Genomic DNA, 21,150 nt, shown 5'->3' with positions numbered 1-21,150 from the left:
GGATTTGAACCTGCGGCCTTCAGGTTATGAGCCGATCCGGGCTGAAAATTGGAAATCAAACGATTTCAGCAACTTACAAGACAACCGTTTGATTTCTTGCGATTTCCATTCCGGCGTTCGACCGCATTGAGCGGCTTTAGACAGCACAAGCTGCGCGAAAACTGCAGCCAAGGGTTGAGGTGGCGTTGAGGTGAGCAATTTTCAGTACCATCCATTTCGCTAGATGATCACGCAAAACGTGGTCCCGCACGAACGCAGCGACGAAAGTGCACGTTTGACTTGACAGAATTTCGTTCGGCTCACCGCCGATATGCCAATCGATCTGGCTGAGATCAGGTTGTCGCCCCGAGGTCAGGGTAACGATGATCGGTCGCGCAAAGCGAATGGTCGCCCAATGCTTCGATGACGCGGCAGTCCGCTATTTTACCGCCCGCGCATTGCGTCAGAATCCGCTGCAGTTCGACCTTGAGCGCGCCCAGCCGCGCAAGACGACTTTCAACCTCGGCCAATTGCGCGACAACGATTGCATCGGCCGCCGCGCAGGGCTGGCCGGGCTGGTCTGACAGGCTGAGGAGGTCACGGATCGCCTCGAGCGTGAAACCCAGATCGCGCGCGTGCCGGATGAAAGCCAGCAGTTCCAGCGCCTTTTGGCTGTAGAGCCGCTGGTTTCCGGCACTGCGTTCGGCCTCGGGCAAAAGGCCGATCTGCTCGTAATAACGGATCGTCGGCACCTTCACGCCTGTTGACGCCCCCAGTTTTCCAATCGTCAGCATCAGATTCCTCTTGAAGCTCTAGTTGCTAGAGACATTAGGTTCGCGAATCAATGAAGGCAATTCCCCGATCCGGGGCGAGGATAGTGACATGACAACGACAGATCCCAACAGCGGAACGGCCTGCGACTGGACTGTTTCCGGCATGGATTGCGGATCCTGCGCGGCCAAGATCAAGGATGCCGTGACACGTCTGCCAGGCGTCAGCGGCGTTGAAATCGGCATCATGTCGGAACGGCTGCGACTAACGCTGGACGAAACGCAGACCGGCCGCGACAGAGTCGAAAAGGTGGTGAAATCGCTTGGCTATGGAATCACGCCGCGTGCGGCAGGGACGAAGAAGGACTTCGTCATGCCCGTCATGAGCGATTCGTCGGCAGATGGTCATGATCAGAATCATGCCGACCATAGCCATGACCGCAGTGGCACCACCGCAGTGGCGCGGGACGACAGCGGTCATGGCAGCCCAGGCCATGTGCATGACGACCCCGCCGACCGCGGCAAGCGATGGTATCAGACCAGCAAGGGCAAGCTGGTGATCTTCACGGCGATCCTGCTGGGCTCTGCCTGGATCATCGAATTGCTGGCGCCGCAGATCGGCAAATGGGCTTTTGTCGCGGCCTGCCTGATCGGCGTGGCCCCGATTGCGAAACGCGCCTTTGCGGCCCTGCGTCTGGGCCAGCCCTTCACCATCGAAAGCCTGATGACGGTCGCGGCCATTGGCGCGCTGTTCATTGATGCTGCGGAAGAGGCGGCGTTGGTCGTGTTCCTGTTCGCGGTCGGCGAGGTGCTGGAGGGTGTGGCCGCCGGCAAGGCGCGCGATGGCATCCGGGCACTGGCCAATCTGGTGCCCAAGACTGCGCTTCTGCTGGTGAATGGTACAGCGCAGGAAGTACCGGCATCAAGCCTTGCCGTCGGGCAGATGGTGCTTGTCCGTCCGGGAGACCGCATCCCGGCAGATGGCGAGATCGCCGAGGGCACTTCGGGCGTGGATGACAGCCCGGTGACCGGCGAAAGCGTTCCCGTCACCAAGGGTCCGGGCGATCCGGTCTTCGCCGGCTCGATCAATACCGAGGCCGCGCTGCGCGTGACCGTCACCAAGGCCGCCGAGGATAACACCATCGCCCGCATCATCCGGCTGGTGGAAGAGGCCGAGGTCGCGCGCGCGCCGACCGAACGCTTCATCGACCGCTTCAGCCGCTGGTATATGCCCGCCATCGTCACCGTCGCGGCTCTGGTGGTTCTGCTGCCGCCGCTGGCCTTCGGTCAACCCTGGGACACCTGGATCTATCGCGGACTGGCGCTGCTGCTGATCGGCTGCCCCTGCGCTCTGGTCATCTCGGTGCCGGCCTCGATCGCTTCTGCGCTGTCCACGGGCGCCCGGCGCGGGATGCTGATGAAGGGCGGTGCGGTGATCGAGGCGGCGGCCAATGTGTCCCGCGTCGCCTTCGACAAGACCGGCACCCTGACCCATGGGCGCCCGGTGGTGACGGATGTTGTCACCTTCGGCGCGACGACCGAGGCCGAGCTGCTGGCCGTGGCGGCGGGGGTCGAAACCGGATCAAGCCATCCGCTGGCCGTCGCCATCCTGACCAAGGCCGACCAGGCAGGCATCGAAGCGCTGCCGTCACGCGATGCGAAAGCACTGATGGGCAAAGGCGTGGTCGCAACGGTGGGTGACGCCTCGGCATGGGTCAGCTCGCCGCGCTATGCGCTGGAAAATGGCGGGATCGACCCGTCTGACATGCAACTGGCCACGGCCTTAGAGGAAGATGGCAAGACCGCCGTCGCCGTCTTCCGCGAAAAGACCCCGCTCGGCCTGATCGCCATGCGCGATGAGCCAAGACAGGATGCGGCCGATGCGGTTCGCCAATTGACCGCGATGGGCGTGACTTCGGTGATCCTGACCGGGGACAATCCGCGCACGGCGGCCGCAATCGCTGGCGGGCTGGGCATGGAGTTTCGGGCCGACATGATGCCCGAAGACAAGCTAACCGCGATCCGTGAAATGGGCGGGCAAGGCGGCGTGATGATGATCGGAGACGGCATCAACGACGCTCCGGCCCTGAAGCAGGCCAGCATCGGTGTCGCGATGGGATCGGGCACCGATGTGGCACTGGAGACGGCCGATGCCGCGATCCTGCGCGACCGGGTGACCGACATCCCCGCACTGATCCGCCTTGCCCACACGGCCATGGGAAATATCCGCCAGAACATCACCATCGCGCTTGGGCTGAAGGCGGTGTTTCTTGTGACCTCGGTTCTGGGGATTACCGGTCTGTGGATCGCCATCATGGCCGATACCGGGGCGACGGTTCTGGTCACGCTGAACGCTTTGCGCCTGTTGCGCTTCGATCCCGAGCGCGAGGCGTGACGCCGTGATTTCCGCTTTCGGTTGGGCGGCGCTGACCCTGCTTTCCGCCTATCTCATGCTTTTTTTTCCGGCAATGCCATGGCGGCGCAAGCGGCCGGTCGGCCGGTCTGGCTGTTCTCGTGGGCGAAACGGCGCGACTGTTATGCCGCGCTCGGCTTTCGGGCTGGTTGGCGCTGTTCGACGCCTCAGAGTGCGGGCAGAGACTCGGCTGGCTCAAGACCCCGGCTCGACTGTTGCAGGCCGCCGCCCCGCTGATCTTCGGGACGGCGCTTTCGGTCTGGGGGCTCGGGGCGCTATATGTGACCGCCGGGATCGGCGCGCTGGCCACGCGCGCGCTCCAAGCAATCAAACGAGCCTGAGGCGACGCGCGGCAAGCCAACTGGCAAGCGCCATTACCCCGGCGGTCGCAAGGCAGAGCGGCAGCCCACCAAGCTGAAAACTGACGCCCGAGAGTAAAGTCCCGATCAAGCGGCCCGCAGCGTTGGCCATATAATAGAACCCCACGTCGCGTGTGATCCGCTCGGCCGATCCGAAGGCGAGGATCAGGTAGGAATGTACGGAGGAATTCACCGCGAAGATAAAGCCGAAGACCAGAAGCCCCACGACCAGAAGAATTGTAAGCCAAGGGGCGGGTCCACCCGCGACCAACGCGGCAAGGGCCAGCACGAACGGCACCGGCACGAGGAGACCGGACCAGAAGACCGCCTTGTTGACCGTCTCAGCCTCGGGTTGTCCTTTGCCCCCCAACAGGCGCGGTGCGAAACCCTGCACAACGCCATAGGCGATGATCCAGAGCGCCATGAAGCCGCCGACAAGGAAAAAGGCCTCGCGCCGTCCCTCGGCGGTCCCGTCCGACAGCACCGCCTGGAAATAGACCGGGATGCCCACGACGAACCACACATCGCGCGCCCCGAACAGGAACATGCGCGCCAGCGACAGGCGGTTCACGCGGATGTCCTTCGACCGCCAGCCGGACCAGCTTTCGTCGGATTTCATCCGCCCGGGCAGACCCGCAGGCAGAAACAGCACGACCGCGAGCAAGATCACCGCCAGTACCGCCGCCATGCCCCAGACGGCGGCGTCGAACCCTGCAAGGCCAAGCAGCGCCGCACCCAGGAAGAAGCCGAAACCCTTGACGGCATTCTTCGATCCGGTCAGAGCCGCGACCCAGCGGAACAGCCCCCCGTCCTCGGTCGGGGCCAGCAGTTTCACCGCAGATTTCGACGACATCTTGGCCAGATCCTTGGCCACGCCCGAGACGCCCTGCACCGCCATGACGAAGGCGACCGAGGCCGCAACCGACCAGGCCGGGTCAAGCTGCGCCAGGGCGACCAGCGCCCCGATCTGCAGCGACAGCCCGCCGTAAAGCGTCGCCGCCAAGCCGAACCGCGCCGCCAGCCAGCCTGCGGCAAGGTTGGTCACGATGCCCGCGACCTCATAAAGTAGGAAAAGCCAGGCCAGTTGCACGGGCGAAAAGCCAAGCGCGTTGAAATGCAACAGGACCAGCATCCGCAGCGCGCCATCCGACAGCATGAAGGCCCAATAGGCCGCCGTCACCGCCGCATAGGCGCGCAAGGGGTTCGCAGAGGCAGTCACGTCGCTCACATCGCTCCCGCAACCATGCGGGCGATATCGGCCAGTCGGCAGGAATAGCCCCATTCGTTGTCATACCAGGCGTAGATTTTCACCTGCGTGTCATTGATCACCATGGTCGACGGCCCGTCGATGATTGACGAGCGAGGATCATTGGTGAAATCGCAGGACACCAGCGGCCGCGTCTCGAACCCCAGAATGCCCTTCAGCGGCCCTTCGGCGGCGGTTTTGAACAGGGCGTTGACCTCTTCGGCGGTTGTTTCGCGCTCAACCTCGAACACGCAGTCGGTCAGTGACGCGTTCAGCAGCGGCACGCGCACGGCATGGCCGTTCAGGCGGCCTTTCAGTTCGGGATAGATCAGCGTGATCGCGGTGGCCGAACCTGTGGTTGTCGGGATCAGGTTCATCAGGGCGGACCGCGCGCGGCGCATGTCCTTGGCAGGGCGGTCGACGATGGTCTGGGTGTTGGTCACGTCGTGGATCGTGGTGATCGAGCCATGCCTGATCCCAAGGTTCTCGTGGATCACCTTGACTACCGGCGCGAGGCAGTTCGTCGTGCAGGAGGCCGCCGTCACAAGGTTCTGCGATCCGTCGTAAAGATCATGGTTGACACCGTAGACAAGGTTCAGCGCCCCGCCGTCCTTGACCGGGGCAGAGACGACGACCTTCTTCACCCCGGCGGCATAATAAGGCGCGACCTTGGCCGCTGTCTTGAAGACGCCTGTGCAATCGATCACCAGATCGACACCAAGCTCTGCCAGCAGCAAAGCCTCGATGGTCTTCTCATGGGTCAGCCTGATGCGTTTTCCGTTCAACTCCAGCGCACCCTCGGCGGCGGCAACCGGCGTGCGCCAGCGACCATGGACCGAGTCGAACTCCATCAGCAACGCGTGCTGTTCGGCGTCGCCGACAGGATCGTTCAGCAGGACGATGTCGCCACCTGCGCCTGTATCGATAAGGTCGCGCAAGACAAGTTTGCCGATCCGGCCAAGGCCGTTGAGGGCGATACGGGGCATGATCTCAGTCTTCGTTGAGGGCTTCGGTGTCTATGTCGTCGACGCGGTTTTGCAGCGATAGCCGGTTAAGGGTTGCGAAGGGCAAGGAAATGAACGTTTCGATCCTGCGACGCAGCGCACCATAGGTCTGGGCGAATACCAGTGCCTTTTCGGCGTCGGTACCCATGGCTTTTACCGGGTCCGGCAGGCCCCAATGGCCGGTAATCGGCTGGCCGGGCCATGGCGGGCATTCCTCGGCGGCGGATGTGTCGCAAACTGTAAAGACGAAATCCATGACGATGGAGTCAGGCTGCTGGAACTCGGACACATGCTTGGATCGCAAGCTTGAGGTGTCATGGCCATTTCGCTCAAGCACCTCCAGCGCGAAGGGATTCAGCGCAGTATTGGGGCGGGTGCCGGCCGAAAAGGCCTGAAACTTCCCTTTGCCAAGATCGCGCAACAGGGCCTCGGCAAAGATCGAGCGGGCGGAATTTCCTGAACAGATGAAGAGCACGTCGAAGTCGGTATCGTCCATGGCGGGATCCTTCTGAGCCGACAGGGAGGGAGAAATGAGGTCAGGTCGGGCGCGGCCTACGTCTAGCGCGAGATAGTCGATCAGCGCCTCGGTGAGTTGGCGGTTCGCGGAGTAGAAGAGTGACCGCCCTCGCCGTTCGACACTCGCGAGCCCTGCCGACGCAAGGTCCGAGAGATGGTGCGACAGCGTATTGGCCTTCAGACCTAGCGCCTCGGCAATCTCGGTCGGGCGCACGCCACGCGGGGCAAAGCGCATCAGCAGCCTGAAGACGGCGAGGCGGTCAGGGTGACCGAGGGTGGCGAATGCATGGGCGGCGCTGTTTTTTTCCATAATTCCGGAATACAGGAATTAACAATGCTGTCCAGTGAAGTTTTTATGACGCAGCCTGATCGGGCCACTCCATCCATTCGCGCAGGCTCACCCCTGCGGACTTCTGCGTCCACCGGTCGCAGTGTGCACTAGGTCGAGGCCGAGAGATTGACCCGCCGCGTCAGGGCCTCCGCGCTTTCCTTGCGCTCGGAGAAGCGATCAACAGGATAGTCAGCCCGGTCGCGGGTCAGCAGGGTGAACTTCATCAACTCCTCCAGCCACAGCGGCAGGCGAACGGGATGGCGGCCAGTACCGGGATCAAGTCCCCTCAAGTGAGGCGGGAACGGCTTCAATGCAATCGGCGCCGCCCAAATCGAGCGCGACACATGAACTCAACGGGGAGGGGGAAACCTTGGTCAAAGGCCAAGTATTGCAACTATGTCGAGCATAGGCGCCACTGATGGTGGGAGTTTCAGATCTTCGCAATGCTGTCTTTGCAATGTTACATGGCCTGCTGTGTCACAGATCGACCCGTTTCAGCCGTAGCGCGTTGGCGATGACGGACACCGAGGACAGCGACATGGCCGCCGCCGCGATCATCGGCGACAGAAGAAGGCCAAAGATCGGATAGAGCAGCCCCGCCGCCACCGGGATGCCGGCGGCGTTGTAGATGAAGGCGAAGAACAGGTTCTGGCGGATATTGCGCATGGTGGCCACCGCAAGCTTGCGGGCGCGGACGATGCCGGTCAGATCGCCGCCCAGCAGGGTCAGCCCGGCGCTTTCGACCGCCACATCGGCGCCGGTGCCCATTGCGATGCCCACATCCGCCGCCGCAAGGGCTGGCGCATCATTCACCCCGTCGCCCGCCATGGCGACCTTGTCCCCCTTGCCGCGCAGCCCGTCGATCAGGTCCTTCTTACCCTCGGGCAGCATCCCGGCGCGGACCTCGTCGATGCCCAACCGGCTGGCCACGGCCAGCGCCGTGCGTTCATTGTCGCCGGTTGCCATGATCACCTTGATTCCCAGATCATGCAGGTCACGTATCGCCGCCTCGGCCGTTGGCTTGATCGGGTCGGCAACGGCGACAAGCCCCGCCAGCCTGCCATCCAGCGCCACGAACATCGCCGTCTTGCCCTCGCCGCGCAGGCGGTCGGCGGTCTCCTCGCCCGTGTCGCAGTCGATGCCAAGCGACGTCATCAGCGCGTTATTGCCAAGCGACACATCGCGTCCATCGACCTTGCCAATCACCCCCTTGCCGGTTACGGCCTCGAACTCCTCGCCATTGCCAAGGCTCAGCCCACGCGCCTTGGCACCCTCGACGATTGCCTCGGCCAGCGGGTGTTCGGAGGCGCGTTCCAGCGCGGCGGCGGCGGCCAGCAACTCATCCTCGGGCACATCGCCGAAGCTGGTCACATCGGTCAGTGCAGGCTTGCCTTCGGTCAGCGTGCCGGTCTTGTCGACGATCAGCGTATCGACATCGGCCATCAGTTCCAGCGCCTCGGCATTCTTGACCAGCACGCCGGCCTGCGCGCCGCGTCCCGCTGCCGTGGTGATGGAAATCGGCGTCGCCAGCCCAAGCGCACAGGGACAGGCAATGATCAGCACCGAGACCGCAGATGCGACGGCAAAGACATAGGACGGGCTGGGACCGAAGATCAGCCAGACGACAAAGGCCGCGATGGCGATCACCACCACCGCCGGCACGAAGATTGCCGAGACCCGATCAGCCAGCCCCTGAATCGGCGCCTTGGACCGCCGCGCCCCGGCCACCATCTGGACGATCTGCGACAGAACCGTATCGGCGCCGACATCTGTGGCGCGGATCGCCAGCGTCCCGTTCTTGTTGATCGTGCCGCCGGTCACGCGATCGCCCTGCACCTTCTCGACCGGCACCGGCTCGCCCGTGATCATGCTTTCGTCTAAGGACGACCGCCCCTCGACCACCTCGCCATCCACCGGCACGCTGTCTCCGGGACGCACGCGCAAGAGATCCCCGGCCACGATGTTTTCCAGCGGCGCGTCATATTCGCTGCCATCGGGCAGGATGCGCCGCGCCGTCTTGGGTGCCAGATCCATCAGCGCCCGGATCGCATCGCCGGTGCGTTCCCGCGCCCTGAGTTCCAGAACCTGTCCGACAAAGACCAGGGCAACGATGACCACGGCAGCCTCGTAATAGGTGCCGACCATGCCGCCCATCCGGTATTCTTCGGGAAAGATGCCCGGCAGGAAGGTCGCAAACAGCGAATAGAGATAGGCCGCGCCGACCCCCAGCGAGATCAGCGTCCACATGTTCGGCGAGCGGTTTTTGAAGGAATCCAGCCCGCGCTGAAAGAAGGGCCGCGCCGCCCACAGCACGATGGGCGTAGCCAGCAGGAATTCCAGCCAAGCGGCGGTGCGGTGCCCGATCCAGTCGCGGACCGGAATGCCCACCATCTCGCCCATGGTCAGGATCAACAGCGGCACGGCGGCGGCCACGCTGACCCAGAGCCGCCGGGTAAAATCGGTCAGTTCATGGCTGGGCTCGTCCGAGGGAATCATCGGCTCCAAGGCCATGCCGCAGATCGGGCAGGCGCCAGGTTCGTCGCGGACGATCTCGGGATGCATCGGGCAGGTCCACTGCGTGCCTGCCGGGGCGGATTTTTCGACCTTGACCGCCGCGCCCGAGGCGTAGAACCACGGATCGCCATCGAACTTCGACTGGCAACCGTCCGAGCAGAAATAGAAGGTCTGTCCCTCATAGTCGCGCTGGCGTGCCTCGGGCTTGATCGTCACCTGCATGCCGCAAACCGGGTCGATGGCCTTACCGGGATCAGCCTGTGCCGGTGCGCCACCGTGTGTCCCGTGATCGTGCTGCCTATGCGAATGATCGTGCTTGTGGTCCATGACTCTCTCCCGGCAGATACCTATAGGGGGTATATCAGACTTGCTCTATACCCCTTGAGGGTATAGCACAAGCTGCAGATGTTGAAGTTCGGAGCCCTCCTTGGCGCATGACAAGCAGAACCGAGACGCGATCCTGAAGCGGCTTTCCCGCCTGAACGGTCAGGTGCAGGGCGTGTCGCGCATGGTCGAGGACGGGCGCTATTGCGTCGATATCCTGAACCAGACCGCCGCCATCCGCTCGGCCCTGCGCGGGGTCGAGCGCCTGTTGATCGAGGATCACGCGCGAAGTTGCATGGAAGACGCGATCCAATCCGGCGATCAGGACCGGCAGCGGGTGATGTTCCGCGAGGTCGTCGAGCTGATGGAAAAGGTGCGCGACTGATGCGCCTGCTGCTGTCGGTCGTGCTTGCCGCCCTGCTGGCGGTGACGATGCCGCTGGCCCTGACCGGCGCCGCCTCGGCGGAGGCATCGCAGACGGCCTCGATAGCCGAAACATCCGTGCCGCCGGCCGCGCATGAATGCTGTACCCCACAGCCGGACTCTCAGCATGGCGACTGCACAGCCTGTGCCGCCATCGGCCATGCCGAAGTCACGCCGAACGCGGCCCGTTTGCCACGCCGCATCCGGCACATTCCCGCGTTGCAGGATATGAAATCCGCCAGGCCGCGTTTGCCGCTGCCCCCTCCGCGACCCGTTGCTCTCTGACGCCGCCTGGCCCGATGGGCCTGCAAGCTGATCAATTGCGCCACGAGAGGGGCGAATGCCCCTACGGCGCGCAATATCCTGAAGGACATCAGATATGAGCAATCCCAATTTCTCGCGTCGCGGGGCGATCCTGGCGGTCGCGGCGATGCTGTCGACAACCTCTACCCTTGCCTTCGCCGCCACCGGCTCGGATGCAAAGCCGAACCTGCTGAGTGTCACCAAGGACCCCGGCTGCGGCTGCTGCGGCGCCTGGGCCGACCTTGCCATCGAGGCGGGGTTTGAGGTCGAAATCACTGAGGCCAGCGACTATGTCGGCATGAAGCGCGACGCCGCTGTGCCCGAAAACCTGTGGTCCTGCCACACGACCCGGATCGGCGGCTATATCGTCGAGGGCCATGTGCCCTTCGCGGCCATAACGCAGCTTCTGGATCAGCGTCCCGACATCTCCGGGATCGCCGTGCCGGGGATGCCCGCCGGCTCTCCGGGCATGGGCGGCGGGGTCGAGGCCACCGCCGAGGTCATCGCCTGGGGCGGCATTGCCGGTGACGGGCGCGCCTTTCCGCTGGACGGATAACAGATGACGCGCAACGCACTCATCCTCGTCGCAGCGGCCGGTCTGGCCGCTGCGATCCTGATACTATGGCGCGGCAGCGGGGCCACTGAACCATCCACGCAGGATCAGGCCGTCATCGCGCTCGGCCAGCGGCTCTACGCCGAAAACTGCGCCACATGCCACGGCGCCGATCTGGAGGGCCAGCCGGACTGGCAGACCCCGCTCGCAAATGGCCGCTATCCGGCGCCACCGCATGACGAGACCGGCCACACATGGCATCATGCCGACGCGCTTCTGGAACGCATCATCCGCGACGGCACCGCCGCCGTGGTCGGCGATGGCTATGAAAGCGACATGCCCGGCTTTACTGATGTCATGAGCGATGCCGAGATTACCGCCGTTCTGGCCTATATCAAATCCACCTGGCCGGAACGCGAGCGCGCGATCCAGAGCCGCATCACCAAGGACAGCGCGCCATGACCTCCCGGCGCGTCACCACCATAGCCTAGGAGTTTCCCAATGCAGATAAGAACCGCCGCAATCGCCCTGACGCTGCTTGTCCTTGCCGGATGCGCGGCCCAGAGGCCCGATATCGCCGCCGAGGAAGCCTCGCCCTATCCGATCCCGAACGAGGTCGTCGCCATTGCCGGCCCTAACCAGGACCTGACCACGGCGCGCCTCGACCCGGCGGATGACTGCTATTGGTACTACCACGCAGGTCCGGTCGAAACGACGCTGGTGCCGCTGCGGGCCGCGAATGGCAACCAAATCTGCAACGCAAAACCGGTCTGACCCATCAGGATCGCCGGAGGGCAGCAGACTAGCTTATCGCCGTCACGCTGCCTTCCGGTGAATAGAGATAGGCGGTCGAACCGATCTGGACCCGCGGGTAGAGCCCGTTGATATGGGCCATGACCATGCGGACGCAGCCGGAACTGGCGCGGCTGCCGATCGAGGTCGGAAACGGCGTACCGTGAATGCGCAGATAGGTATCGCGGTCGCCGAGGTAGAGGTAAAGCGCGCGCGAACCCAGCGCGTTCTGGGGGCCGGGCTCGACGCCACCCTCAAATTGCGCATAGATCTCGGGCTCGCGCTTGATCATGTTCCGTGTCGGGGTCCAGTGCGGCCATTCGACCTTGCGCTTGATCGTATAGGTGCCCGGCTCATACAGATCGCCCCGGCCGATAGCGACGCCGTAGCGCATCGCCGTGCCACCCTCTTCGATGTGGTAAAGGTATCTTGCCACGGCATCGACATGAATATCGCCCGGCACCAGACCATCATTCGCGACGATCCGCTGCGGCAGGAAGCGCGGATGCAGACCCCAGGGATTGGGGCCACCGGCTTCCACCTCGGCATCCCAGGCGGCCTTCTGCGTCGCGTCGGGCCAGGTCGATGCCATTAACGGATTGGCAGCGGCAGCCGAGAACAGGGCGGTTGTCGTCCGAATGAAATGTCTGCGTGTCAGCATGTGATTGCTCCTCATTTATTTCTAACTTGAGAGAATGTGGTAAATGCAGCGAGTTCAGCGCCCATCTACCTCTGGCGTCGCCGCAGGTCCGCCTTCCAGATCGGCGATCAGCGCCTTCATCTCGGCGATTTCCAGCGTCTGGGCCTCGATGATGCTGTCCGCCAGCGCCCGCACACGAGGATCCGAGATATCGGCACGGGTGGATGTCAGGATCGCAATCGAGTGATGCGGAATCATCGCCTTCATCCAGGCGGTGTCGTCGACCGTTGCCTGACTGCGAACCAGAAACAGGCCGAGGGCAAATGCCAGAATTGAAAGGCCCGCGACGATCAAATTGGCACGCGGATTGCGGTACATCCCCAGCATGAAGGCCAACATGATCAGAGCCATGGCGCCGCCCATATACAGCGCCATCCACATCCGGGTCTGGCTGAAAAAGACATGATCCATCGCCCAGGTGTTCAGATACATCAGCCCGAACATGATCATCGTCGAGGTAGCGATCATCGCCGCGAAACGGCCATAGCTTCCGCCGCTCATGCTTCCGTGGCTCTTGTGTCGATCAGAATGATCCATAGCATTGTCCTTTCTTGAAATTTGTCAGTTCCGGCGCGAGGCCGCGACCAGTTCGGCCAATTCGGATGAAGAAATGGCGCCAAAGCGTGAATCCGATCCGGCGATGAAGGTGGGCGTGCCGACAAGCCCCATCGCCTCGGCCAGCGTATTGGACTGCTGGATATGCTGAGCAATCTCCGGGCCGTTCATATCGCGCTGCAATTGCTGCGTGTCTAAACCCATGGATCGCGCAACACGCAGGACGCTGGCCCTTTCGGCCCGGGGTTTCTGACTCATCAGGGCGCGATGAAAGTCGGCGTAGCGGTCCTGCTTGCGCGACGCCAGCGCCGCGCGGGCCGCGAAAACCGAACCCTCGCCGAAGACCGGCCATTCCCGCATCACCATCCGCAAGCCGGAATCGGCTCCTAACACGGCATCCACCACCGGCATCATCGCTCGGCAGAATTGGCAGTTATAGTCGAAGAACTCGATCAGAGATGCGTCGCCGTCTGGATTACCGAAGATCGGTGCATTCGCGTCGTGCTCAAGCTGCCTGCGGAATTCGGGTGGAAGCGAATGACCAGCCCAAGATAGGCGCGGTGCGATGGCCATCGCCGGTGCGGTAAGGGCCAGGGTCAGGATCATGCGTCGCTGAAACATGGTGCTCCCCTCTCACCCCGAGACCGCGAACGTCGTCATCATGCCGCTGGCAAGATGCGGCATATGGTGACAATGCAGCATCCATTCCGCCGCCTCGCCCGCATCCAGCGCCACCGTGACCATTGACATGGGCGGCACATAGACCGTGTCACGCAAAGCGCCGACGAACCGCTTGCCATTGATCGCGACGACCTGGAAATGATGGCCGTGCAGATGCATGGGATGGCCCATCATCGACATGTTGTGAAACATGATCTCGACCCGCTGGCCTGTTTTGGCCGTAACCGGAATCCGATCCTCGAACACGCGGTCGTTGATAGTCCAGCGATAGGGCTGCATCTGCCCGCCCAACATCACCATGGGTGATGCATCGGCAACTCGTTCCGTCAGCGGAGCAACGGCCCGCAAGGCGGCTTCCTGCCCAAGGTCAATATCGAATGCAGGTGCCGCATCGTCGGCCATTCCGAGAATGACCGGCACGATGGCGCCAGCGGTCGCAAGGATCAGGCCGGTTCGTTCATGCGCCCCCTCGCGCAGCGCAAGGATTGGCCACGCGCCGCCGCCTGCGGGCAGGTCAATTTCGATATCCAGGCGCTGCCCCATGGCAAGACCGAAGCGCGTCCCCGGCAAAGGCTGCACCGGCTGGCCATCCACCGCCACAAGCCGCCCCGGAACCTCACCGCTGTCGATCCAGAACACCGTGGCAGCAGCCGCATTGATGATCTGCAGCAGGACCCGGCCACCCTTTTCTACCCGCACAACTTCCGGGTCGCTCAAGGTGCGGTCATTCACCAGATAGGCATCGAAATCGAAGTCGTTCAGGTCCATCTGCATCCCGGTCATGCCGGGCATGGACATGCCGCTCATTTCCGACATCCCATTCATGGCCATACCGCTCCCCATGTCATGACCGGCTGGTTGCGACATTTCGGCTTCGGCGGCCTCGTCATGCCCCTTTCCCGAGCGGATTTCGTCCAGCACCTCTTCCGGCGGGCGGAAGGAAAAATCATGCAGGAACATGGTGACCTCTTGCCGATCAACTCGCAGATCCTCAGGGCGGCGGACGATCAGGGGTGCGGCCAGCAACTGCATCTCCTGAATGGGCACATGGCTGTGCATCCAGTGCGTGCCTGCTGCGGCCTCAAAATCATAGGCACGCGTCTCTCCTGGCTTCAGCAGCGGCATCGGCATATCGGGAACGCCGTCCTGCGCGTTCGGCGGGATCTGTCCATGCCAATGAATGATCGTCGGCTCGGTCAGATCATTGGTCAGGTCCAGCAGGAAACGCTGGCCCGGATCCAGAATAAGCCCGGGTGTTCCGTTGCCGTTGATCAGCCCGAAAACCGTGGCGGCGCGGCCATCGATGTCAAGCGTGCGCGTCGTTGCCTGCAATGCCAGCGCGGCTGGCTGAGCAAAGCCTGCGCGCGGGATGGCAAAAGCTGCGGCCATGGCAGCGGATGCGGTCAGAAAGCCGCGGCGATTCAGTGTGCAAGTCATATGAATAATCCATCAGACCCCGTAGGGCGAACCATGTTCGGCACCTTGAAAGGTGCGGCAAGCAAGTGTTCAGATGGATTTCGGAGGGCGGTATCCGGGGCCGACCAGAAGGCCCTCACGTGTCTCCGATATAGAGTGCCATTTCAGCGAATGCTCTGTCTCAACAGGCGCAAGTTGCGCGGCAGCAAGCCAGGGCGTAGATGTGCCGACACATACAATCGCACAGGCATCGGTCATATCGTGCCGAGAGGTTTCCCCCGGAGAGCCGTGCTCATGCCCGCCTTTGTCACCGGGATGGCTGATCGAAGCGACAACGTGATCGGCCGACAGTCCGGCTGTGCCAGCACTTTGCCCATGCTGCGTCACGCCCGCGAACACGAGCAGGACAACAAGCAGAGAATATATCGCGCGGCACATCATGTGGTTGAGTTGGAACCGATGAAACTAGCTTGACAATACGCAGGACAGGCTCTCGTTGCAATTCACGGTTTAATCAACAGAGGGTGTAGGTTTCTCCCTTCAGAGCCATTGACCGGCAGCCCTCCCCCGAGGTTCTGCCACCTTCCGCCTCCCCGCCGGTCTGACCGGCGATGTATGACTTGCCATGCGCGCGAGGCTGAGCCTCATGTGGGATGCAAGTCGGAGGCACTGGGCATGGTGAAGCGATTGAGGTTGAACGAGAAATCGGTGCGCGAGGCGGCACCGGAACCGGGCCGGGACTATCAGATCTTCGACAGTGAGGTGCGGGGATTTGCCATCTGCATCTACCGTTCCGGAAACCGGGCCTTCACGCTGGATTACCGACATGCCGGGCGGCAGCGGCGGATGACGCTGGGGCGCTGGCCGGAATGGTCGACGGCGGCAGCGCGGGAACGGGCGAAGGAATTGCGCCGCGACATCGATGCCGGGGGCGATCCGCTGGGCGCGAAGGAAGACGGGCGGGACGCGCCGCGCTTCAGGGATCTCATCGAGCATTATTCCGAGGTGCATCTCCCGAATCTGGCGAAGACCAATGCCTCGGATCAGCGGTCGATGCTGACCAAGCTGGTGGGGCCAGAGTGGAACAACAGGCTCGTCACCGAGATCACGCCCTATGACGTGGAAAAGCTCCTGAACCGAATCGCGGAGGGGCGCGCCCGCCCGCACAAGGCCAAGCCGAACAATCGTGCCCGAAAGCTGCAGGGGGCGAAGCCGACGCCGGTGCGTGCCAATCGTGTCGGCGAGGTGCTGCGCAAGATGTTCACCTATGCGCAGAGCTGGGGCTGGCGCGAGGATAATCCGGCTTCGGGCTTCCGCCGCCGCATCGAGAATCCGCGCGAGCGGTTTCTGTCGCAGGAGGAGATCCGGAAACTGGCATCGGCGCTGGACGCGGCCGAGGATCGCCGTGCGGCGGATATCATCCGGCTCTGCATGCTGACCGGGGCGCGGGTGGGCGAGGTCCGGCAGGCAAGGTTCGAGCATTTCAACCTTGAACATCTGAGCTGGTCAAAGCCCGCCAGCATGACCAAGCAGCGTAGGATTCACCGGCTGCCGATCTCGGACGAAGCCGCAGCCATTGTTCGCCAAAGGCAACTGCTGGTGCCGCGCGGCTGCTCATACCTGTTTCCGGGCGATGTGCCCGGCCAGCCTGTGAAGGAAATCCGCCGCTTCTGGCATCAGATCCAGAAGCAGGTGAACATTCCCGATGTCCGCATTCACGACTTGCGCCACACCTTTGCCTCGCTGCTGGTCAGCGGTGGCGCGTCGCTGGAAATGATCGGAAAGCTCTTGGGTCACAGCCAGACGCAGACCACGGCGCGCTATGCCCATCTGATGGACTCGCCCCTGCGTGCTGGCGTCGATGCCGTGGCCAGCGCCTTCCGGCCGAAGCCGGTGCTGGTGCATGATGCCGGGGCGCAAGATGATCAGGCGCGCAAAAGCGCCTGACCAAACGTCGGCCTCTCGCAACGGGCGCTATGGGGTTTCCCGCAGCGCCCGCCAGATCGGGGTCAGTCGCCTGCGGATCGTGCTTTCATCAGGTATCTCGCGACCCGGAGAGGTCTTTGCGAACCAGTCCTGAACTTCCGCAACCCATTCACCCTGCGTTGCAGGCAGGCCATCCTCGTGCAGACGGACCATCTGCGAGATATAAAGACCTTCCCAGTCATAGCGGGATGGCGCACCGCCCGGATCTGCCGCACGCTTGGCGAGACCGTGGGCAATCTCGAACTCGTAAACCTCACTCGCGAGGATCAGCAGGTCGGAGGGTTCGACGGTGATGTGATTTTCGGGATCCGCGATCATCACCCAGTCCTTCTGGCCAATTGGTCGAACCCGCCGGATCACGCGGCGTTGCGGCCCGCTGGCCCAGCGCCGGAACATGCTGAGGATATCGACCACGGGCACCACGACCAGCCCTGACAGAATCGTCCCGTTCTGCTGGATCGGCTCGATCGCCATGACGACCTCGGGCTTTCCGTTGATGGCCCAAACCGCCAGATCGTCGAGGCTGCAATCCCATCTGATCGCAACTTCCTGAACCGTGAAAAACGTGCGTTGCGGCAATCCCATTTTGTTTCTTCTCCCTGCTCGTAGGCGCTGGGCTGCCCTTCTTTCGGCCCCAAAGCACCTTGCCTCAATCCTCTCGCGCGCAGACACAGCTTTCCCGATCACGGGCCTTGCAAAGGCTCGCGTCGCTCGACCGCATCCGGCGTGATTGGCCGACTTCTTCACCAGCAGAACGAGACTTGTCCAGACGATTTCACTGGGGACAACCGACTCTTTGTTCTTGACATGTTCCAGCCCCAACAAAGGCTGAATCTGACACCGGCGACCGGCAGAACCGGTTCTGCCGGTCGCCGGATTTTGCCTCTTGACAGCCTGTCTCGCAGTGCATGCGCATCGCCAAACCCAGCAAAACATGGGGTGGCATAACCTCCGGGAGGTTACGCCACCTTCCGCCTCCCTGCCGGGCCTTTTTATGTGATTGTTCTTCTCCCCGTCAGCGGCCCGGTCCGGGCGATGCAAGATGGAGGCAAGAGCATGACACAACCCATGAGTGCGGAACCGACGGTTGAACCGCGCCTGCTGCGCGGCTGGATCAGCCGCTACGATCTGGCGCAGGAGCTTGGCCTCACGGTCGATACGCTGGGGCGCTGGGAGCGGCGGCGGAAGGGTCCGGCCTGTGTCCGCGCCGGTCGCAAGATTTTCTATCGGATGAGCGTGGTGCAGGACTGGTTGCAGTCGCAGGAAATGCCGCGGGTCACCGACGCGAAACCCGGCAAGGCGCGGGGGCGGAAATGAACGCTATGTCCCAGATTCCCGATGCCGCTATCGATCATAGCTCTACGACCGATACTGCCTGCCCGCCGGACTGGCCCGCCCAGCGCCTCTCTGAGGCCCGGGGCATTGTCGCCGATTTCGTCCATCACCCGGACAGCCTGATCATCCTGGCTTGCCGCGCCATCGCCGCGCACAGCCCCGAAGATCAGGAACGCCGCGAGGCCTTGGCCCTTGCCGGTCTGCTGATCGCCGTGTCGAACCGCAAAGCGAAAGGTGGTGACGCATGACCCGTCGAACACCCGAGGCCGATATCCAACGCGCCATTGTCCACACATTGCGGATCGTCCTGCCCCGCGATGCCATCATCCACCATTCCGCCAATGAGGTCGGGTCGGGTGGCAAGGCCGCACGGCAGCGCCAGGCGATCCTGACCGGCATGGGCGTGTTTCCGGGCTTTGCCGATCTGGTCGTCCTGACTGGCTGGCAGGTGTTGTTTCTGGAGGTCAAAAGCCCGTCCGGCCGCCTCAGTCCGGCCCAGCGAGCGTTCCGCGACATGGTGAAGGCCCAAGGGTTCGGCTGGGCGCTGGTCCGCTCCGTCGAGGACGCGCTGGGCGCGCTCGCCGATCACGGCATCGCGACGCGCGCCCAAGCGCTAAACCCGCGACGGAGGGCCTGCGCATGAGCCACTACGCGACCAACTGGGCCATCCAGCAGCGCGGGCTGAAGCCCGCCACCAAGATCGTGCTCTGGCATCTCTGCGACCGTCACAATCCTGACTTCGGCTGTTTTCCGACCCAGGTGCGATTGGCCGCCGATTGCGAGATGTCGGTGTCATCCCTGAATGACCATCTCCGGGCGCTGGAAGAGGCGCGGCTGATCCACCGCGTCCGGTGCCAGGATCCGCAGACGCATCGACGCCAGGCAACCCGCTACATCCTCGGCTTCGAGGATCGATTTCCCGATCCGTCCGGCGGGGACGACGAGGACGATTCTGGCCCTGACGACGGCGATGACAGCGACGATCCATGTCCGGATTCCGGAGATGGAGCCATCTCCGAAAAATCCCCGAAGCCATCTCCGAATTTGGCCGGGTTCCATCTCCGAAATTCGGAGAATAACCCTGTAAGAGAACCATTAAGGGAACCAGTAAAGGAGGAGGAGGGCGCGCGAGCGCGCGATGATCGATTTGAAGAGTTTTTTGGCGCGCTGCTCGACGCCCTCGGTTTTGACACCAACGCCGGTCTTCCGGGCTGGTGGCAGGGCTGGCCGCCCCGCGAACATGTCCGTCGCTGGATTACCGATCTCGGCCTGACCGAGGACCGGATCGTCGCGGTGGCCCGCGACAGCCGCAGCACGCATCCCAATCCGCCGGACGGCCCGAGAGCACTGGACAGGGCCATGGAACGGGCGGCACGGAGCGCCGAGGCGAGGAAGCCCGCTGACGGCGACAAGCGGAGCAAGCGCGGCAACAAGCCTGCCGACGCGCGACGTGCCAGCATGGACGAGATCGCGGATTTCTATGCCGGGCTGGTGAACGGGGATGGCTATCTGCCCTCCAATGCCATCTCGAACACCGTGCGCAATGCCATGCTGGAACGCGGCCTGGTCACGACCGAGCGGCTGCGAGAACGGGGCGTGGCATGAGCATCCATTCCCGCTTCCCGAACCGCAGCACCACAGGCACCCGAACCAAACGCGCGCTGGGCGTCCAGCAGGTGCTGGAATGGGCCTTTCGCATGGAGAAGGCCCGGCTGGAACTGCCCGGGCCGCCCGACCCCGAACGCAGCGAAGGTCTCGGCTTCGGCCTCGAATACATGCTGATGCAACGCGCCGCGCTGGGCTGCCGCATCGATGGCGGAAGGTACAAGCCAGACAGTTCCACCCACCAGGACGCCGAAGTCATCGCGGCTTGTGTCGCCGGACTGCCAACCTCACTCGGTGGCTTGCGCATGGCGATCCGCATCGCCGAACTGGCCCGGGCCGGCATGACACCGGATTGGATGCCCGGCGCTGTACCACGCTGCGTGCCAATCGAGATGAAGCGCAATCAGCACGGCGAACGCGCGATCACCATCCCGGTGGGCACGACCCGTGTGCTGTCGCGCGGCAAGTGGCGGACGGTCGAACTCCGCGCCTGCCCGGTGACCTTCTCGCCGCATCCGGACCAGATCGCCGCCGCACGTCGCCACTACGAACATTGGTGGCTGGCGCTGGGCTGGGTGCGTGATGGGCTGATCGCGGGCGGCATGCTGCGGAGCATCGAGGTGACGGAGGTAATGCCGAGGCGCGAGCCATGGGCGAGCCCGTCGAGCCGCGAACAGATCGGCAACAAAACAGTTTGACATTCGTGCCCCTGTTGACTCATAACCCAAACATCGAAGACGAGCGCCCGGAGAACAGGCGCTCTTCCGGTCAGACCCTCCATCCCTACCCCCTTGCCATGGTTCCTCCTGGGCCGCGTCCGTATTCGGGGGGGCGCAGCGCGGAAGATTGCCAGCGTCAGGCGTTTTCACCGGGGAATCCAGGCGGAATCCACCTGAGCCAGAAGAGCGCCATTTCAATCAATAAAACAAGGCTTTGAGCCTCCCGCGAGGGTGGCTTCCTGCTGGATTCCGGCGGAATCCAAGAAGCCACCTGCGGGATCCAGTTCGCGGAAGCCAGGGGCACCGGAAGCCAGTGGAATCCAGCCGGGATCCAGCCCGCCCAAAGCCACCAAACCACAGGACGACCCTGCCCCATGAACCTCGCCTTTGCGCCGCGCCAGATCGAGTTCTGGCCGATCGAGCACCTGCGCCCCTATGCCCGGAACGCCAAGATGCACGGGCCCGAGCAGGTCGCCCGGATCGCCGCCAGCATGGCCCGCTTCGGATGGACCGTGCCCTGCATGGTCGGTGACGATGGCGAGCTGATCGCGGGCCACGGCCGGGTGCTGGCCGCGACCGAACTGGGGCTTGCGGAAGTGCCGGTGATCCGGCTCGGCCATCTCGAC

The 21,150-nt window shown here is 63.3% G+C and carries 23 protein-coding genes and 1 pseudogene; 13 read left to right on the top strand and 11 right to left on the bottom strand.

The features are described from left to right. Positions 1-332: 332 nt before the first annotated feature. Positions 333-773 carry a MerR family transcriptional regulator gene (locus E3D03_RS17725; RefSeq protein WP_036702658.1) on the bottom strand — a complete coding sequence of 147 codons (441 nt, stop codon included), beginning with the start codon at positions 771-773 and terminating at the stop codon, positions 333-335. 88 nt (positions 774-861) lie between these two features. Between E3D03_RS17725 and E3D03_RS17720 the strand changes: the two genes are divergently transcribed. Further along, positions 862-3,144: a heavy metal translocating P-type ATPase gene (locus E3D03_RS17720; RefSeq protein WP_263568040.1), complete on the top strand. Its 2,283-nt coding sequence runs from the start codon at positions 862-864 to the stop codon at positions 3,142-3,144. Positions 3,145-3,489: 345 nt separating this feature from the next. Here the strand turns inward: E3D03_RS17720 and arsJ are convergent, their stop codons facing one another. The 5 genes and pseudogenes from arsJ to E3D03_RS17695 all read right to left on the bottom strand — a co-directional run bounded on the left by arsJ (position 3,490) and on the right by E3D03_RS17695 (position 9,459). After that, entirely contained in the window at positions 3,490-4,749 is a 1,260-nt protein-coding gene (gene arsJ / locus E3D03_RS17715; protein ID WP_036708203.1) for an organoarsenical effux MFS transporter ArsJ, read from the bottom strand. Continuing rightward, positions 4,746-5,753 carry an ArsJ-associated glyceraldehyde-3-phosphate dehydrogenase gene (locus E3D03_RS17710; RefSeq protein ID WP_036702653.1) on the bottom strand — a complete coding sequence of 336 codons (1,008 nt, stop codon included), beginning with the start codon at positions 5,751-5,753 and terminating at the stop codon, positions 4,746-4,748. The genes arsJ and E3D03_RS17710 overlap by 4 nt, the downstream gene beginning before the upstream one ends. 4 nt (positions 5,754-5,757) lie before the next feature. Further along, complete coding sequence (locus tag E3D03_RS17705; RefSeq protein WP_263568039.1) at positions 5,758-6,597, bottom strand: metalloregulator ArsR/SmtB family transcription factor; 840 nt, start codon at positions 6,595-6,597, stop codon at positions 5,758-5,760. Between the two features lie 128 nt (positions 6,598-6,725). After that, positions 6,726-6,854 (bottom strand): annotated as a pseudogene (locus tag E3D03_RS17700) (arsenical resistance protein ArsH); the annotation flags it as partial. A gap of 241 nt (positions 6,855-7,095) precedes the next feature. Next, a complete protein-coding gene (locus E3D03_RS17695; RefSeq protein WP_263568038.1) occupies positions 7,096-9,459 on the bottom strand; it encodes a heavy metal translocating P-type ATPase in 2,364 nt (787 codons plus the stop codon). Positions 9,460-9,559: 100 nt separating this feature from the next. On the opposite strand from E3D03_RS17695, the gene E3D03_RS17690 reads away from it, so the two are divergent. The 5 genes from E3D03_RS17690 (at position 9,560) to E3D03_RS17670 (ending at position 11,509) form a co-directional block, all read left to right on the top strand. Further along, complete coding sequence (locus tag E3D03_RS17690) at positions 9,560-9,841, top strand: metal-sensitive transcriptional regulator (protein WP_101459771.1); 282 nt, start codon at positions 9,560-9,562, stop codon at positions 9,839-9,841. Beyond that, the gene (locus E3D03_RS17685; RefSeq protein ID WP_263568037.1) at positions 9,841-10,164 is read left to right on the top strand and encodes a hypothetical protein; all 324 of its coding nucleotides are present in this window, start codon (positions 9,841-9,843) and stop codon (positions 10,162-10,164) included. Before E3D03_RS17690 ends, E3D03_RS17685 begins: the two co-directional genes overlap by 1 nt. A 94-nt stretch (positions 10,165-10,258) precedes the next feature. Further along, positions 10,259-10,738, top strand: a complete 480-nt coding sequence (locus E3D03_RS17680) for a DUF411 domain-containing protein (protein WP_263568036.1) — start codon at positions 10,259-10,261, stop codon at positions 10,736-10,738. Between the two features lie 3 nt (positions 10,739-10,741). Next, positions 10,742-11,197 carry a c-type cytochrome gene (locus E3D03_RS17675; RefSeq protein ID WP_080621548.1) on the top strand — a complete coding sequence of 152 codons (456 nt, stop codon included), beginning with the start codon at positions 10,742-10,744 and terminating at the stop codon, positions 11,195-11,197. Between the two features lie 39 nt (positions 11,198-11,236). After that, the gene (locus E3D03_RS17670) at positions 11,237-11,509 is read left to right on the top strand and encodes a hypothetical protein (protein ID WP_036721734.1); all 273 of its coding nucleotides are present in this window, start codon (positions 11,237-11,239) and stop codon (positions 11,507-11,509) included. Between the two features lie 28 nt (positions 11,510-11,537). Here E3D03_RS17670 and E3D03_RS17665 read toward each other — a convergent pair whose 3' ends face one another. The 4 genes from E3D03_RS17665 to E3D03_RS17650 are packed head-to-tail and all read right to left on the bottom strand — an operon-like array spanning position 11,538 to position 14,900. Then, positions 11,538-12,188: a L,D-transpeptidase gene (locus E3D03_RS17665; RefSeq protein WP_036702644.1), complete on the bottom strand. Its 651-nt coding sequence runs from the start codon at positions 12,186-12,188 to the stop codon at positions 11,538-11,540. A gap of 54 nt (positions 12,189-12,242) precedes the next feature. Beyond that, a complete protein-coding gene (locus tag E3D03_RS17660; RefSeq protein ID WP_231555322.1) occupies positions 12,243-12,764 on the bottom strand; it encodes a DUF305 domain-containing protein in 522 nt (173 codons plus the stop codon). Positions 12,765-12,788: 24 nt separating this feature from the next. Then, complete coding sequence (locus tag E3D03_RS17655) at positions 12,789-13,388, bottom strand: DsbA family protein (RefSeq protein ID WP_231555321.1); 600 nt, start codon at positions 13,386-13,388, stop codon at positions 12,789-12,791. A 27-nt stretch (positions 13,389-13,415) separates the two neighbouring features. After that, complete coding sequence (locus tag E3D03_RS17650; RefSeq protein ID WP_263568035.1) at positions 13,416-14,900, bottom strand: multicopper oxidase family protein; 1,485 nt, start codon at positions 14,898-14,900, stop codon at positions 13,416-13,418. Positions 14,901-15,554: 654 nt separating this feature from the next. On the opposite strand from E3D03_RS17650, the gene E3D03_RS17645 reads away from it, so the two are divergent. Beyond that, positions 15,555-16,826 (top strand): tyrosine-type recombinase/integrase, encoded by a 1,272-nt coding sequence (locus E3D03_RS17645; RefSeq protein ID WP_263568041.1) that lies wholly within the window; start codon positions 15,555-15,557, stop codon positions 16,824-16,826. A 27-nt stretch (positions 16,827-16,853) separates the two neighbouring features. Here the strand turns inward: E3D03_RS17645 and E3D03_RS17640 are convergent, their stop codons facing one another. Then, on the bottom strand, positions 16,854-17,450 hold the full coding sequence (locus tag E3D03_RS17640) for a hypothetical protein (protein WP_263568034.1): 597 nt from the start codon (positions 17,448-17,450) through the stop codon (positions 16,854-16,856). Between the two features lie 471 nt (positions 17,451-17,921). On the opposite strand from E3D03_RS17640, the gene E3D03_RS17635 reads away from it, so the two are divergent. The 6 genes from E3D03_RS17635 to E3D03_RS17610 form a co-directional block, all read left to right on the top strand. Next, positions 17,922-18,182, top strand: a complete 261-nt coding sequence (locus E3D03_RS17635; protein ID WP_101461915.1) for a helix-turn-helix transcriptional regulator — start codon at positions 17,922-17,924, stop codon at positions 18,180-18,182. A gap of 5 nt (positions 18,183-18,187) precedes the next feature. Continuing rightward, the gene (locus tag E3D03_RS17630; RefSeq protein WP_216034472.1) at positions 18,188-18,448 is read left to right on the top strand and encodes a hypothetical protein; all 261 of its coding nucleotides are present in this window, start codon (positions 18,188-18,190) and stop codon (positions 18,446-18,448) included. Next, on the top strand, positions 18,445-18,843 hold the full coding sequence (locus tag E3D03_RS17625; protein ID WP_263568033.1) for a VRR-NUC domain-containing protein: 399 nt from the start codon (positions 18,445-18,447) through the stop codon (positions 18,841-18,843). The genes E3D03_RS17630 and E3D03_RS17625 overlap by 4 nt, the downstream gene beginning before the upstream one ends. Further along, entirely contained in the window at positions 18,840-19,805 is a 966-nt protein-coding gene (locus tag E3D03_RS17620; RefSeq protein WP_263568032.1) for a helix-turn-helix domain-containing protein, read from the top strand. Before E3D03_RS17625 ends, E3D03_RS17620 begins: the two co-directional genes overlap by 4 nt. Beyond that, positions 19,802-20,503 carry a hypothetical protein gene (locus tag E3D03_RS17615; RefSeq protein ID WP_263568031.1) on the top strand — a complete coding sequence of 234 codons (702 nt, stop codon included), beginning with the start codon at positions 19,802-19,804 and terminating at the stop codon, positions 20,501-20,503. Before E3D03_RS17620 ends, E3D03_RS17615 begins: the two co-directional genes overlap by 4 nt. A 395-nt stretch (positions 20,504-20,898) precedes the next feature. After that, the coding region (locus E3D03_RS17610; protein ID WP_263568030.1) for a ParB/Srx family N-terminal domain-containing protein at positions 20,899-21,150 on the top strand (252 nt) is incomplete at its 3' end.

The sequence above is a fragment of the Paracoccus sp. DMF genome, assembly GCF_004407025.1.
GTDB classification, from domain to species: Bacteria; Pseudomonadota; Alphaproteobacteria; order Rhodobacterales; family Rhodobacteraceae; genus Paracoccus; species Paracoccus aminovorans_B.
The sequence above is the reverse complement of the archived record's forward strand: the minus strand, read 5'-3'. Positions and strand labels throughout refer to the sequence as shown.

Coding starts and splice junctions, on each gene's coding strand:
- E3D03_RS17725 (WP_036702658.1), bottom strand. CDS start 773: ATGCTGACGATTGGAAAACTGGGGGCGTCAACAGGCGTGAAGGTGCCG.
- E3D03_RS17720 (WP_263568040.1), top strand. CDS start 862: ATGACAACGACAGATCCCAACAGCGGAACGGCCTGCGACTGGACTGTT.
- E3D03_RS17710 (WP_036702653.1), bottom strand. CDS start 5,753: ATGCCCCGTATCGCCCTCAACGGCCTTGGCCGGATCGGCAAACTTGTC.
- E3D03_RS17705 (WP_263568039.1), bottom strand. CDS start 6,597: ATGGAAAAAAACAGCGCCGCCCATGCATTCGCCACCCTCGGTCACCCT.
- E3D03_RS17695 (WP_263568038.1), bottom strand. CDS start 9,459: ATGGACCACAAGCACGATCATTCGCATAGGCAGCACGATCACGGGACA.
- E3D03_RS17685 (WP_263568037.1), top strand. CDS start 9,841: ATGCGCCTGCTGCTGTCGGTCGTGCTTGCCGCCCTGCTGGCGGTGACG.
- E3D03_RS17680 (WP_263568036.1), top strand. CDS start 10,259: ATGAGCAATCCCAATTTCTCGCGTCGCGGGGCGATCCTGGCGGTCGCG.
- E3D03_RS17675 (WP_080621548.1), top strand. CDS start 10,742: ATGACGCGCAACGCACTCATCCTCGTCGCAGCGGCCGGTCTGGCCGCT.
- E3D03_RS17670 (WP_036721734.1), top strand. CDS start 11,237: ATGCAGATAAGAACCGCCGCAATCGCCCTGACGCTGCTTGTCCTTGCC.
- E3D03_RS17665 (WP_036702644.1), bottom strand. CDS start 12,188: ATGCTGACACGCAGACATTTCATTCGGACGACAACCGCCCTGTTCTCG.
- E3D03_RS17660 (WP_231555322.1), bottom strand. CDS start 12,764: ATGGATCATTCTGATCGACACAAGAGCCACGGAAGCATGAGCGGCGGA.
- E3D03_RS17655 (WP_231555321.1), bottom strand. CDS start 13,388: ATGATCCTGACCCTGGCCCTTACCGCACCGGCGATGGCCATCGCACCG.
- E3D03_RS17650 (WP_263568035.1), bottom strand. CDS start 14,900: ATGACTTGCACACTGAATCGCCGCGGCTTTCTGACCGCATCCGCTGCC.
- E3D03_RS17645 (WP_263568041.1), top strand. CDS start 15,555: ATGGTGAAGCGATTGAGGTTGAACGAGAAATCGGTGCGCGAGGCGGCA.
- E3D03_RS17640 (WP_263568034.1), bottom strand. CDS start 17,450: ATGGGATTGCCGCAACGCACGTTTTTCACGGTTCAGGAAGTTGCGATC.
- E3D03_RS17635 (WP_101461915.1), top strand. CDS start 17,922: ATGACACAACCCATGAGTGCGGAACCGACGGTTGAACCGCGCCTGCTG.
- E3D03_RS17630 (WP_216034472.1), top strand. CDS start 18,188: ATGTCCCAGATTCCCGATGCCGCTATCGATCATAGCTCTACGACCGAT.
- E3D03_RS17625 (WP_263568033.1), top strand. CDS start 18,445: ATGACCCGTCGAACACCCGAGGCCGATATCCAACGCGCCATTGTCCAC.
- E3D03_RS17620 (WP_263568032.1), top strand. CDS start 18,840: ATGAGCCACTACGCGACCAACTGGGCCATCCAGCAGCGCGGGCTGAAG.
- E3D03_RS17615 (WP_263568031.1), top strand. CDS start 19,802: ATGAGCATCCATTCCCGCTTCCCGAACCGCAGCACCACAGGCACCCGA.